This window comes from Bacillus sp. S3 (assembly GCF_005154805.1).
GTDB lineage: Bacteria > Bacillota > Bacilli > Bacillales > Cytobacillaceae > Neobacillus.
In genome coordinates this window covers 541,114-553,601 of record NZ_CP039727.1, presented here as the reverse complement: position 1 = coordinate 553,601, position 12,488 = coordinate 541,114, and the positions used below count along the sequence as shown (strand labels likewise).

General features: G+C 38.8%; 12 protein-coding genes and 1 pseudogene. 6 read left to right on the top strand and 7 right to left on the bottom strand.

Features of this window, described 5'->3' with window-relative positions; genetic code table 11:
* Positions 1-343: 343 nt before the first annotated feature.
* The 4 genes from FAY30_RS02575 (at position 344) to FAY30_RS02560 (ending at position 4,222) form a co-directional block, all read left to right on the top strand.
* Positions 344-1,018, top strand: a complete 675-nt coding sequence (locus FAY30_RS02575; protein WP_149868423.1) for a response regulator transcription factor — start codon at positions 344-346, stop codon at positions 1,016-1,018.
* Positions 1,015-2,355 (top strand): sensor histidine kinase, encoded by a 1,341-nt coding sequence (locus FAY30_RS02570; RefSeq protein ID WP_149868422.1) that lies wholly within the window; start codon positions 1,015-1,017, stop codon positions 2,353-2,355. Before FAY30_RS02575 ends, FAY30_RS02570 begins: the two co-directional genes overlap by 4 nt.
* Positions 2,356-2,470: 115 nt before the next feature.
* Entirely contained in the window at positions 2,471-3,538 is a 1,068-nt protein-coding gene (locus FAY30_RS02565; protein ID WP_149868421.1) for a hypothetical protein, read from the top strand.
* Positions 3,539-3,559: 21 nt separating this feature from the next.
* Positions 3,560-4,222, top strand: a complete 663-nt coding sequence (locus tag FAY30_RS02560) for a DUF3995 domain-containing protein (protein ID WP_149868420.1) — start codon at positions 3,560-3,562, stop codon at positions 4,220-4,222.
* A 94-nt stretch (positions 4,223-4,316) separates the two neighbouring features.
* On the opposite strand, the gene FAY30_RS02555 is transcribed toward FAY30_RS02560, so the two are convergent.
* Positions 4,317-4,712, bottom strand: a complete 396-nt coding sequence (locus FAY30_RS02555; protein ID WP_149868419.1) for a VOC family protein — start codon at positions 4,710-4,712, stop codon at positions 4,317-4,319.
* A 449-nt stretch (positions 4,713-5,161) separates the two neighbouring features.
* A complete protein-coding gene (locus FAY30_RS02550) occupies positions 5,162-6,562 on the bottom strand; it encodes a purine-cytosine permease family protein (protein WP_149868418.1) in 1,401 nt (466 codons plus the stop codon).
* 430 nt (positions 6,563-6,992) lie between these two features.
* Between FAY30_RS02550 and FAY30_RS02545 the strand changes: the two are divergent.
* Positions 6,993-7,154: pseudogene (locus tag FAY30_RS02545) on the top strand (CBS domain-containing protein); the annotation flags it as partial.
* Between the two features lie 83 nt (positions 7,155-7,237).
* On the opposite strand, the gene FAY30_RS02540 reads toward FAY30_RS02545, so the two are convergent.
* From FAY30_RS02540 to FAY30_RS02525, 4 genes are all read right to left on the bottom strand, one after another.
* Positions 7,238-8,692 carry a DHA2 family efflux MFS transporter permease subunit gene (locus FAY30_RS02540; RefSeq protein ID WP_149868417.1) on the bottom strand — a complete coding sequence of 485 codons (1,455 nt, stop codon included), beginning with the start codon at positions 8,690-8,692 and terminating at the stop codon, positions 7,238-7,240.
* 132 nt (positions 8,693-8,824) lie between these two features.
* Entirely contained in the window at positions 8,825-9,280 is a 456-nt protein-coding gene (locus FAY30_RS02535) for a MarR family winged helix-turn-helix transcriptional regulator (RefSeq protein WP_149872564.1), read from the bottom strand.
* A gap of 172 nt (positions 9,281-9,452) precedes the next feature.
* Positions 9,453-10,160 carry a M48 family metallopeptidase gene (locus tag FAY30_RS02530; protein WP_149868416.1) on the bottom strand — a complete coding sequence of 236 codons (708 nt, stop codon included), beginning with the start codon at positions 10,158-10,160 and terminating at the stop codon, positions 9,453-9,455.
* A gap of 29 nt (positions 10,161-10,189) precedes the next feature.
* Positions 10,190-10,684 (bottom strand): YehS family protein, encoded by a 495-nt coding sequence (locus FAY30_RS02525; protein WP_149868415.1) that lies wholly within the window; start codon positions 10,682-10,684, stop codon positions 10,190-10,192.
* A 225-nt stretch (positions 10,685-10,909) separates the two neighbouring features.
* Here FAY30_RS02525 and FAY30_RS02520 point away from each other — a divergent pair, with 225 nt between their 5' ends.
* Positions 10,910-11,104 carry a hypothetical protein gene (locus tag FAY30_RS02520; protein WP_149868414.1) on the top strand — a complete coding sequence of 65 codons (195 nt, stop codon included), beginning with the start codon at positions 10,910-10,912 and terminating at the stop codon, positions 11,102-11,104.
* Positions 11,105-11,172: 68 nt separating this feature from the next.
* Here the strand turns inward: FAY30_RS02520 and FAY30_RS02515 are convergent, their stop codons facing one another.
* Positions 11,173-12,267 carry a tartrate dehydrogenase gene (locus tag FAY30_RS02515; RefSeq protein ID WP_149868413.1) on the bottom strand — a complete coding sequence of 365 codons (1,095 nt, stop codon included), beginning with the start codon at positions 12,265-12,267 and terminating at the stop codon, positions 11,173-11,175.
* Between the last annotated feature and the right edge of the window lie 221 nt (positions 12,268-12,488).

Below are 12,488 nucleotides of genomic sequence, written 5' to 3'. Positions count from 1 at the left end.
CAGCCCATTTTGGCTAATTCTTTATTCTTCGACAAGAACACCTAAATTTCCCTTTCAATTAAACATTTGATTAAAACAAGGAAAGTCTTTCTAGCATTTGATTTTCCCCGGGAAATTAAAAAAAAGAATGTCGAAATTCGCTCGACTTTTTTCCTCAAAAACCCAATATAGGATATAAGAGAGCTAGTAAGTCCGAAGAAGGAAAATCCACTTAAGCGTGGAATGGATTACTAATAGGATAGATTGACGAATATTTTTCAAAAGGAAAATTTCTTTATTTGTGACGGATGAGGTTAGCATCTCTATTTGATCCTTTTTTTAAAAAATCCATTGGGTGGGGAAAATGATAAATAAACTTTTATACATTGAAGACGATAAGGAAATCGGCACTTGGGTCAGCGAAGATTTAACTGGTCGGGGCTATCATGTGACCTGGCTGACCTCGGGGGATGGCGCGCCCGATCACATGGAGGGCATCGACCTAGTCATCCTTGACATCATGCTTCCTGGACTGGACGGATTCTCCATCGGCCAGCGGTTAAAAAAAGAATATCCGCTGATACCAATTCTTATGCTTTCTGCTAGAACCTCTATTGACGATAAATTGCAAGGCCTTCATTTTGCCGACGATTATGTGACGAAACCTTTTCATCCCGAGGAGTTGGCGGCACGTGTGGAAGTGCTGTTAAGACGGCTCGGAAAGATGTCACCACCGCTCATTCAACTTTCACATCTTAGCATTTATTTAGACCAAAATCGCATTGTCGATACAAGATCGAATCGTGAAATCGTCCTAACGGCAAAGCAATTTCAAATTTTCACTTATTTGCTTCGTCATCCGAACCAGATTCTTACAAAGGAACAAATCTACGAAGCGGTATGGGAATACCCCTATATAGCGGGGGATAAAACGTTGATGGTACATATTCGCCATTTACGTGAAAAAATAGAGGAGAATCCGAGCCAACCGCAAATTATTGAAACGATTCGGGGAATCGGATATAGGGTGAAACAATGAGATTTCGACATTCTCTGTTGGCGAGATATTTACTGATCATTATGGTAGCACTTATCCTATGGCCGTTTGTTTTACCTGCCTATTTCATACCGTCCTATCTTCTGGACGAGGAACTTCAACAAAAAGCTCAGTATGTTGATACGAACATTTTAAAGCAAATGTGGCATTATGAAGCGGCAAAGCTGGACGGAGCCAATCCAGAACAGGTAGATAAGAAGCTCCACACATTAAAAGAACAATATCCGCTCGCTTCGATGTTCTGGGTGGATGGAGCAGGAAAAACCAAACTAGTACTTTCCAAACAAAAGAATATTCCGGCTCAATGGACCTTAGAGAACAGTATTGAGTTTATGAATCAAAGCGATGGTGATCCCATTACCTTTGTGTCACATATTGGCAAAGGCCAGAGCAACGGTTTTATGGTTTTCCAAATACCACCTTCAGTTTCAAAACTTCCGACCCTGTCCTTTATAGATGACAAGTTTTTGGCGATATATGCTTTTCTCGTATTTGGTCTCTTTTTATTTGTCTCCTGGTTATTTTTCTTCAAGATCCGTAAACGACTTGTTCACCTTCAAACCGCCATGACGGAAACAAAGGAAAACGGGATTCCTGAAAAAATCATTGTCAATAAAAAAGACGAAATCAGTGAATTAGGCAAAGCGTTTAATTATATGATCGATGAACTGACAAAAAGCAGGCAACATGAACAAGAAGAAGAAGCACTGCGCAAACAGTTGATTGCTAATATATCCCATGATTTACGGACACCTCTCACCGCCATTCGCTGGCATGCCTATTCATTACAAGCAGAACCTTTATCTCCCAAAGGGAAAGATTCGCTTCATTTAATTGAAAACAAGGTAGATCTCTTAAGCCATCTACTAGAAAATCTCCTATCCTACACGCTATTATCGGCGCGAAAATACACATTGCAAAGAAAAGAAATAGATATTATACGGTTCATTCGTGAATCAATGGCAGGATGGTATCCTGTATTTGAAAAAAAAGGCTTTAAAGTAGATGTTAGTCTGCCCGAAAAAGCTTTGATCTGGACTATCGATCCCCATTGGTTCATGCGCATCCTGGACAATCTTTACCAAAACGTGGTGAGACACGCTAACTCGGGATTGTATGTCAGTGTCCGAATCGTGGATTATGACGGGAAAACAGCCATTCTGATTGAAGACAGAGGCCCCGGCTTGGATGTAACAACCGACAAAAAGGGAGCCGGCATCGGCCTCTCCATCGTGTCACTCATGCTACAGGAAATGCAATTAGGATGGGAAATAACAAGTTCGTCAAAGGGTACACAAATATATCTGTACGAAAATTAATAACCGGAATAAGAAAACCAACAATTAAACAAAAATTAAACGAAACCTCACCTTCATTTTAACCTTTACTGATTAGGATGAAAGTGAGGTTATTTCTATTGAAAAAAAAGAAAGGATGATTACGTTGAATTTCACATCGTTATTACGGAATAAAGAGGATAAAAGCGGGTATCGTTGGCCCTCATGGATTGGTTATGCTGCTATGTTATGGTCGGCGCTGTATGGAACATTACATCTTTATTGGTTATTAGGTGGAGCTGGATATCCTTTTAAAAATGAAGGTATGGGATTGTTCGCAGCAATAGTTACCCATCTTCCAGCAGAAGTTGGCTCTATTGTTTTCGTCACTCTATGTCTCATGGGCATTGGAATAGGTCTTTTCATGCAAAAGCCACAATTTAAGGCATTTTCTCGGTGGTTTGCTATAGCCTATTCATGGGGTTTCTCTGTTGCGCTGCTCCTCTTTGTTCCTGATACCAAGTTAATTGCAGCCATGGCATACGCTTTTTTATTTAAATTCGACTTTAACTGGCAAATGATGAATCAAATTTTTTGCATTATTGGCGCGCTTCTTTGGATGATGACCGCTGTTATCTACCAAAGAAAAACTCGTCATGCATGTGAATATTGCGGGCGTAATAAGGACAAAAAACCCTTTTTCTTGGTACGTTGGGGGCGTTTATTAACCGTTATCGCAGCCCTGGCGCCTGTTCCCTATGCCCTCGTTCGTTTCGCGTGGGCACTCGATATCCCATTAGGGGTTGATCCGCAATTCCTTAAGGATTTCTCGAGCGCAAATCCGATGGCGCAAGTGACGGAATGGGTTTTTGGATCTGTTTGTATAGGTGGGGGGATCCTTACACTTGGTTTAGTCCAAAAATGGGGGGAAGTCTTTCCTCACTGGTTCCCGTTCATTGGCGGCAAAAGAGTTCCCATCCTGCTTGCAGTGATTCCTGCTTCTATTGTTGCCATTGCTGTAACCGCAGCAGGTTTTGTCTTTACATTTGGGATATTCGCCTTGGCACTTCAACTCGTGGCGGTGGACAATATCATACTCAGTCAGGGCTGGGGTACTATGGGACCGATGATTTTTTGGGTGCCATGGGGAGTGGCTCTCGGGCTGGCTGCGATCGCCTACTATTATCGTCGGCGTGGCCGATGTTCCAGGTGTGAACGAGGTTAAAAAGAGGAGGATTATGTGACCATGAACGAAAAAACAAACAAAGTGGAAGATCTAACGGAAAGGCTGAATGCCTTTGAAAAATTGACAAAGAAAGCGGTATGGCCAGCTTACCTCGGTTGCCTTTGGGCAGTCATGTATGCCGTTTTCGTCCGATTTTATCAAGCTGCAGGTGGAACTTTAGGTCTCCCGGGGCAGCTAGAGGATCCTAAAGGAATGTACATGGCAAGTTATGTTGCAGGCGTCTTAATCATGACCTGTGGGTTCATTTTAATTGCCCTTGTCAAGCCATGGGGACGAGTGGTCCCGACATGGGTGCCGTTAATTGGCGGAAGACATATCCACCGTCTCATTATATTAATCCCTACCCTTTCCTGTACTGCTTATTTACTTGCACATGGAATCAGTGGAATCATTACAAAAACCCTTCTTCTAGCAGATGTCATTACCATTCATTTCACTGGCTGGATTTCACTTGATGTACAAAGCCTGGCGTTATGGAGTCTTTTATTTTATGAGCCGTGGTTTGTTATCATGGGCATTTTGTCCGGCTTAACAGCTTCCCATTATACACAAGCTTCCGGCATTTCTCTCTCTACATTTAGACGGAGCATGGTAATCTATCTCATTTTCGTTTTTCTACTAACCGTGTTTTGTGTATTCTATATCATTTTTAAACTCGCCTAACGGGTATGCCACAGGGACGGTGCTCATGCCTTTTTTATTCACTTTTCCTTGTCCAAAAAAGCCACTAAAACCGTCCTCATGTTCTACCCTTGGTCTATTTTGCGTTGGCATCTGGTTGATGAATTCCAAAGACATTTCCTTCGGTATCCACATAGTATCCCTGCCAGGCCATGCCAGGCAGGGCGTATTTTGGCATTACAACCTTGCCGCCATTCTCAATAATTTTCGTTTCCGTTGAATCGTACTCTTCTACTCCCATTGTACAGGCATATCCATTTATAGCCTGGTTTGTTACAGGCGGAGCACTTTGGCGCTGCATCAAGGCACCGTTGATTCCAGGCTCATTTTCATCACCGGTCACTGCTCCAAAGTATGGCATTCCTGCATACTCACTCCAATCTTGAAATGACCATCCGAATACCTCTCCATAAAACTTCTTAGCACGTTCCATGTCATCCACATGAATTTCAAAATGAACTAATCTTCCCATGATTCCCTCCTAATTTTTTAGAATCAACCATTTCCCTAAATCAACTAGTGTATTCCCTTCTAGCAAACTTAGAATATTATGTATATCTTAGGATGAATATAGCTTTCATCTTATGTCTTATACTTTTCCTCTTTATTATAGCAATGTGCATGAGTGAATATTCAGTTTATTAAAAAGTTTAATGTTTATATTTGCAACATGGTAAAAAGGCATCCTACATTTTGCTTGCAATGATTTGAATATTTGAGTAGAAAAGTAGTTTACCGGAAATTTATTGGATATTTATGATAAAACAAAAACAAAGATGGTGAATCTATATTAAATGGCTCATTTTAAATAGAACTGGCTATTTAATTGCACATTCATAAAGCACCGCAAATGCGGTGCTATTTCATATACATTTTCTATACACATCCAGCTATAAATTCACGTTCTACGTCTGGAACCCATTAGGATGCGATGTATTCTTCTTCCTCTATATCATCAGCTTTACCCATACTGTAATATTTTCCTTTTGTTAAAACAGCGAAAATGACAGTAAGGATAGAAGCTAGAATTGCAGCAAAAAAGGCGGCCGTGCTTTGTAAGAACATACCCATGTATCCTAATGCAGCGATTGTCCCTATAACACTTGCTGCAATTAAAGGTACAACCCCAACAGGATTCCACTTATACAAATTCTCCTGCCTTGCCTCATAATAACCCGGGCCGATCTTCAATATTTTTTTCACAACTAAGGCATCAGTAACTAAAATAGCCGCCCAAGTCAAAAGGAAAACTCCTTGGAACGTCATGGCAGTATCTAAATGATCCAGTATCCCGCCGAGCATCAAAGCCATGGCTATTACACCCGCTACCACAATCCAAAATCGTCTGCCCGGTTTAAATTTAAATACATTCTCAAAGAAATTAGAAAGCGAAAGTGAAGCACTATATATATTGGTAATATTAATTCTTATTTGTGTTAGCAAGGTAAACAGAACGCCGCCGAGGCCAAGGAGTGATACAATGTAAACACCCGGATTGGACTCTCCTAAACGGACGCCAAACCAAATACCAAGACCGCCCATGACCCCAAAACAGAAAATTTGCGGAATAAATCCGATCATAAATGACCCAATTTTGATATCTTTCGGTTTAAGGAAACGTGCGTAATCGGATGCAAGAAGCGCTGTTAAACCCATTATACCGTGCTGCATTCCTATACAGAGCAGCAAAGCTGTCCCGCCTGCTTGAACTCCCTCAGGCAAATATGTCCAAAAGCTTCCTTCGTAAATAGAAGTTTTATTGAATGCGACGATAATAGTGGTGATTAAAAATACACCGAATATTGGCAATGACCATTTTTGTAATTTATCTAATTGTTTTATACCAAACCAATTTAAGGGTATAACAATTGATCCAAAGACGATGATTAATAGCCATACTGGTATGATGGGGAAAAATGCATGAATCGCAGCAACTAATATCATGCCTTCAAATGCACAATACATGATAAAGTTTGATGCATAAATGAACGAGGTTAATGAAGCGCCTATATATCCAAAACCGCCTCTAGATAATAAATTTACATTCATACCAGATTTAGCCGACAAATAGGCAATGATTGTTCCTAGGATCCCGGCAACAATGATTGCATAAATGGCTGAAATGATTGCGTTAATTGCCCCAAATTGAAGTGCCATTACACTTCCCATTTGAAAGTAAAAAATAGCCGTTGCAATTCCAAACGTTATATTTGTAATACTAAACCAGCCCATATTTCTTTTTTCTGTCGGTACCCTTTCATATGAATAATCATCTTGCATTTCTTCTTTTGCTTTGAGATCTGCTTTTTGACCAGTTCTCATTTAATCATTCCTTTCATTTGTGAATGTTTTCACATATTGTTATATCTATTTTATAAAATCACAATATTGATAAAATAACTCAGCAAAAATCAATATGTAGTCATTAGGATTTTTTTATGATTCATCATCACTGTTATAGAATCATTCGATCGTTTCAAACAGATCTAGTTATACTTTTCGGAGAGTTAAAACCGCAAATTTCAAGTATCAAGGGTATGTTGGAGGATAATTCAATCTATAAACCAGAATAATTAACTATTAATCTTATAATAGTATAACACAATCAGTTTACATAATCAAATATCGCTGACTCTAGCAGATATATCCGAATAATTTCATTGCCGGAACCCTGTGGGACATGTTAAAAATTTGGTTAACAGTAACTCTGCTGACTGGGGGATTTTAAGTACCTCTAACGTCACCTGATGAAGAATTCAAAGATACAATCCGTTTATTATCCCGGCATCGCTTCAAAAAGCTCCCTGTAGTGAATGGGGCTGGCCGTGTCATTGGGGTGTTAAACAGGGGTGACATAATAGACGGCATTTCAAAAAAGATTATTTCAAATGAAAGAAAAGAAATGGCCAAATAAAAACCATTCATAAATTAACGTTTACGAATGGTTTTTCATTAATATTACTAGTTTTTCACTTCGATTCATCAACCAAATCTTCACTACCTGCTGACAGGTTCTGTTGCTTTCACCGCGGCTTTAGATTTTACCTTTACTTCGCTTGGTTTTTTCATAAAGATAGAGAAGATTAATGCAAGAACTGAAATTCCTGTCACAAAGTAGAAGGCATATTTTACGCCGGCAGCTAATATTTCTCCCTGCGCGGCATCTGGGGCATCGGCTGCGAAACTAGTTTGGCCAGCTGTAAGCAAAGTAATGGCGAGTGCTGTACCTGCTGCACCCGCTACCTGGTTCAATGTATTCATAGCGGCTGATCCATCTGCATATAACTCACGCGGCAACGCATTGAGTCCATTTGTTTGTGATGGGATAGTTACCATTGTTAATCCAAAAAATAATACCATAAATGCTACGATGATTTGCCATGCAGGTGTTGTGGCTGAAATAGCAGCAGCAAAAATGGCATTACCAATCAATACAATGATAGATCCAACGATTACTAATTTGCGTGGTCCAATTTTATCAAACAGCGTTCCAACAATCGGTGACATAATCACATTGACCGCATTACCTGGAAGTAATAATAAACCAGCTGCCGCTGCACCAAATAATAAAGATCCTTTTAAATACATTGGCAATAGAATAGAAGTTGATAAAATGACTAAAATACTTAAGAACATCATCGCTGTTCCTAATGTGAACATTGGAAACTTGAATACACTTAAATTAATCATTGGCTTATCCATTGTATTTTGACGAGTGCCAAATAATACAAGGGCGACAATTCCTACAAGTATTGGTGCCCATACGATAGGAGCTGAAAAAGGCGCTCCAGCCATTGAAGCCAGCCCATAAATTAATCCGCCAAAACCTACTGTCGATAAAACAATTGATAAACCATCGATTTTAGGTTTCGTAATTTCCCCAACATTTTCGATTTTTAATACAGCAGCAAGAGTCAATAAAACATAAAATGCTGCACTAATCCAGAATATATAATGCCAGCCTAACGTACTAATAACGACCCCTGAAAGTGTTGGTCCTAAAGCAGGTCCTAATGTAATCACAAGACCCATAATTCCCATGACTACGCCGCGTTTATGAACAGGGAAAATAACTAAAAGAGCACTCACCATAACCGGTATAATAATACCTGTTCCCATTGCTTGTACGATACGGCCAGTTTCTAATATTGCAAAATTTGGAGAAAATGCTGCTAGAATGGCTCCTGCCAGCGAAATGACAATTCCTCCAATAACTAATTGGCGAGTACTAAACCATTTCATTAAAAGTGCTGAAATCGGCACTAAAATAGCTAATGTTAATAAATATCCTGTTGTCAGCCATTGTGCCGTAGGAGCTTTAATAGAAAATTGCTCCATCACATTTGTTAATGCCATATTTAATGCTGTTTCCCCAAATAATCCAATAAAGGCACCCAGCATTAAGATAGCTGCCATGATCTTAGGATTTTTCACTTGAATTTGTGTACTCATTTTAATCTCCTTACTAATTATTTTCTCCTATCCTCTATCGTCAACCAGGTTGACTAACCTAGTTTAAAGAAAAACCTCATAATTGTCAATCAAATTGACAATTATGAGGTTTTCTCTTTTACTTCGTCTTTATTATTCTATTTCCCAATCTAGCTTTAATAGATCTTTAAGCATCTTTACCTGCTCAGCACCAATTTTTTCTGCAATATTATTCTCAAGCTGGGCCTTGAGGGCCTCGTTTTTTTCGTAGCATTCCACTCCAAAAGGTGTTAATTGGATACACTTCTCTTTCTTGTTGTTTTCTAGATTATTGATTTCCACTAATCCTTTTGCTGAAAGATTTTTGATAAACTTATGTATCGCCTGGCGAGAAATTTCTACATTTTTTGTAACGTACGAAATGGTCGGCCGCTTTTTATAAATCCTGGCCATGATATACCATTCAGAATTTGAAATATAAATCTCACTTTTATCGTTCCATGCTTTCTCTGAGATTTTTCGAACCAAACTATGGCGCTCACTTATTAAATCGATTAGGTCTAAATTTTGTAATTCAGAGTTTGAAATCAAACGATTCACTCCAATCATCATCATCGCCACTTACTATACAAAATCCGCTTTTAGATGTCAATCTGGTTGACCTCCCATAACTTTAATTAAAGGAAACACCCTCAAATTCAGTACTATTTATTTGCAAATTTAAAAAGACCATAAGAAGATGGTTTCTTCTTACAGTCTTACATATTCAGTGTATATAATTCTAAACAGTCATTTTCCAGTTTGATGAAGCCAGCCAGTTTTCCTTTTCTATATAATCGGGCATTATTTTTCCAACAAGGCGCCAGAAGGATCGATCATGATTCAGATGGACCATATGACACATTTCGTGAACAACTACATAGTCAATTACTTCACGTGGTGCCATTGCCAGCCTCCAATTGAATGTTAGCTGCAGCTTTGAATCACAGGTTCCCCATGTAGTTTTACTATCCGAGATACTAATAGAACGTGGTTTGGTTTTAAAATTACTTTGATAAGAAGAGATACTCTTCTCCACTAAAGACTTACATTGCTGATAGTAAAATCGCTTTAAAGCTTGTTTTATTCTTTCATCCTCAAGCTGCTTCACAAATATATGCAGCTTTTCTCCTTCAAACACGACATGGTCTTTCGTAATATTTATGTCTTCAAAGATCTTTATCGGATAGACGTTTCCTAAATAAAGAAAGGTCTCTCCATGCTCATAGACCTTCTCCTGTATACCCTGCAGCCTATCTTTCATTTCTTTTAATTTTTCCTGAATAAGATTCCATTTTTCCTCAAGTACCTTAAGCACGCTTTCATCGGGTGTCCCTTTCGGCGCCTGGACTTCAACGTTTCCATAGCTATCTATCGTAATCCCTATAGAGGTTCGGTTTTTGTACTTAATCTCAAAACGTATCGTCTTACCTGAGTAGGTATGTATCATGTGTCATCCCCTGTAAATCATTCCTGCCGTTATCCCCTGTATTTGATTGCTAATCCTTTTAAGAAGTTCCTGGCAAATTTATCTCCGCACTCTGTATAATTTTTATGGCCCTCTTTTCTTAATAATGCGCCGAGTTCTCCTTTTGTTACCGTAATCCCTGCTTTTTCGAATAGATCAAGCATATCCTCAGTCGTTAACGCCAACGCTATTTTTACTTTTTTTAACAGCAGATTATTAACGTTTGCGCTTTTCTTGTAAGACGACTCTGGTGTTTCTGGCTGTCCGGGTTTAGGTTCTTGTTTCCCTCTTTTAAAAATAATAAGGCCATTTAAAAATGCATCGAACATACTATTATTACATTTTATTTGATCGTTATCTTCTGCTTCTTCATCTGTTTTAGTGAGAATCCTGATTACTTCAGGTACTGTCACTTCCTCGCCGCCAAGTTTAAATATCTCTGCCATATCTTTATTTTTTATTTCCAGTGCATATCTCAAGCGAATTAATTTATCGTTATTATCCATCAAAAAATGCCTCCTATTGTTGAAACAAATTCCTTCCGTAAATCATATTGACTAGCTAAGATTGTAACACATTGACAGCTGCCTTGAGAAACCGGATGGACAATAATATTCAACACGTCACCTCATATTATTAGAAACTTTTTCACTTTTAATAAAGGTGATTGGAGGGATATGTTGAAATTCATATTATAATACAAAGGTTTTATGAAAAAGGGGCAGGTAGAAATGAAAGATTTCCATTGCTGTGCGACATGCCAGCATATGAAAGCAGAGAAAAAAGCTGAAGGAATGAACTATTATTGTAGCCGGTTAGGCTATGAAACAAAAACGAACTATAAATTTAACTGCTGGGACCCAAAGGAACATGTAATAAAATTAATGAAAAGTAAAGACAATCCTCAAAAGGAAAGTAAAAAATAGAAAAAGTTTAGTCCCCTGTTACCAAGGGGCTAAACCTTCTATATGTACCTATCTAACTTCTTACCATATTAAGATATAGTTGTGTTCCTGATATTTCCCTTTTTATCGAAGATTTTCAGCCTGTTAATAATCTCTTCCGTTACTTCTCTTGTTGAATAACGACCGCCAATATCCGGTGTTAAGAACCCATCGCTTGTTACACTTTCAATCACATTCAATAATGTACTTCCAAGCTCCTCTTCCCCAAAGTGGTCTAGCATCATTTTGGCTGTCCATATTTGACCGATTGGATTTGCAATCCCTTTTCCAACAATGTCTGGTGCAGATCCGTGAACTGGCTCAAACATGGACGGATACTTTCCGTTAACGTTTATATTTCCTGACGGCGCGATCCCAATACTGCCCATGATGGCTGCACCTATATCTGTCAGAATATCACCAAATAGATTGCTTGCGACAATGACATCAAATCTTTCAGGATGAGTGACAAAGAATGCCGATAAAGCGTCAATATGCTGAGAATCTGCAGTGATATGAGGATAATCATTTGCAACGTCTTTAAACACGCTGTCCCAGAAAGGCATGGAATAGACAATTCCGTTTGACTTTGTGGCACTTGTTACATGTTTCGTGCGCTTAGCTGCCAATTCAAAAGCATACCGCATGGCTCTTTCTGTTCCTTTTCTTGAGAAAACCGCATTTTGTATGGACAGCTCATCTTCACCTTGATAGATATTTCCACCTATCGTGCTATATTCACCCTCGCTATTCTCCCGTACCACAATTAAATCAAAATCTTTAGGGTTCAACAGTGGCGATTTCACACCTTTAAATACTTTGGCAGGACGAATATTAATCACCTGTTCAAACTCACGGCGAATTTTTATTAAGAGCCCCCATAATGATACATGGTCAGGAACAAGATTTAAGTTTCCAACTGCCCCCAAAAAAATGCTATCAAAATCCTTTAACTGCTCAAGCCCATCCTTTGGCATCATTTCATCATGCTCCAGATAGTACTCACAACTCCATGGAAACTCCGTAAATTCAAATTTTAATCCTCCATGGATTTCTGAAATCATTTTCAATACATCGGTTGCTGCCGGAACCACCTCTCTGCCAATCCCATCCCCTGGTATGTTTGCAATCTTCAATGTTTTCATCCTAAATCCTCCTCGTTTTGTTACATTCTAATAGATCAGGCTGTATAATTGTCAGTAATTTATATTCATTATAACCTACTACCTGCCATATATTTATTCAAAAAACTCACCTTTCATCTTTTCGGACATAAGGTGAGTTTTTTAGTTTCCCTTTTGTATCGTGAATGTTCCCCATTTCAGTGAATAAGGATCTTGGTCCTAGGAAACAGAAGGATAAAGGG

Bases quoted from the DNA above. Each gene is read 5' to 3' on its own strand.
- FAY30_RS02515 (WP_149868413.1), bottom strand. From the start codon at position 12,267: ATGAAAACATTGAAGATTGCAAACATACCAGGGGATGGGATTGGCAGA.
- FAY30_RS02570 (WP_149868422.1), top strand. From the start codon at position 1,015: ATGAGATTTCGACATTCTCTGTTGGCGAGATATTTACTGATCATTATG.
- FAY30_RS02565 (WP_149868421.1), top strand. From the start codon at position 2,471: ATGATTACGTTGAATTTCACATCGTTATTACGGAATAAAGAGGATAAA.
- FAY30_RS02550 (WP_149868418.1), bottom strand. From the start codon at position 6,562: ATGAGAACTGGTCAAAAAGCAGATCTCAAAGCAAAAGAAGAAATGCAA.
- FAY30_RS02530 (WP_149868416.1), bottom strand. From the start codon at position 10,160: ATGATACATACCTACTCAGGTAAGACGATACGTTTTGAGATTAAGTAC.
- FAY30_RS02540 (WP_149868417.1), bottom strand. From the start codon at position 8,692: ATGAGTACACAAATTCAAGTGAAAAATCCTAAGATCATGGCAGCTATC.
- FAY30_RS02560 (WP_149868420.1), top strand. From the start codon at position 3,560: ATGAACGAAAAAACAAACAAAGTGGAAGATCTAACGGAAAGGCTGAAT.
- FAY30_RS02555 (WP_149868419.1), bottom strand. From the start codon at position 4,712: ATGGGAAGATTAGTTCATTTTGAAATTCATGTGGATGACATGGAACGT.
- FAY30_RS02525 (WP_149868415.1), bottom strand. From the start codon at position 10,684: ATGGATAATAACGATAAATTAATTCGCTTGAGATATGCACTGGAAATA.
- FAY30_RS02575 (WP_149868423.1), top strand. From the start codon at position 344: ATGATAAATAAACTTTTATACATTGAAGACGATAAGGAAATCGGCACT.
- FAY30_RS02535 (WP_149872564.1), bottom strand. From the start codon at position 9,280: ATGATTGGAGTGAATCGTTTGATTTCAAACTCTGAATTACAAAATTTA.
- FAY30_RS02520 (WP_149868414.1), top strand. From the start codon at position 10,910: ATGAAAGATTTCCATTGCTGTGCGACATGCCAGCATATGAAAGCAGAG.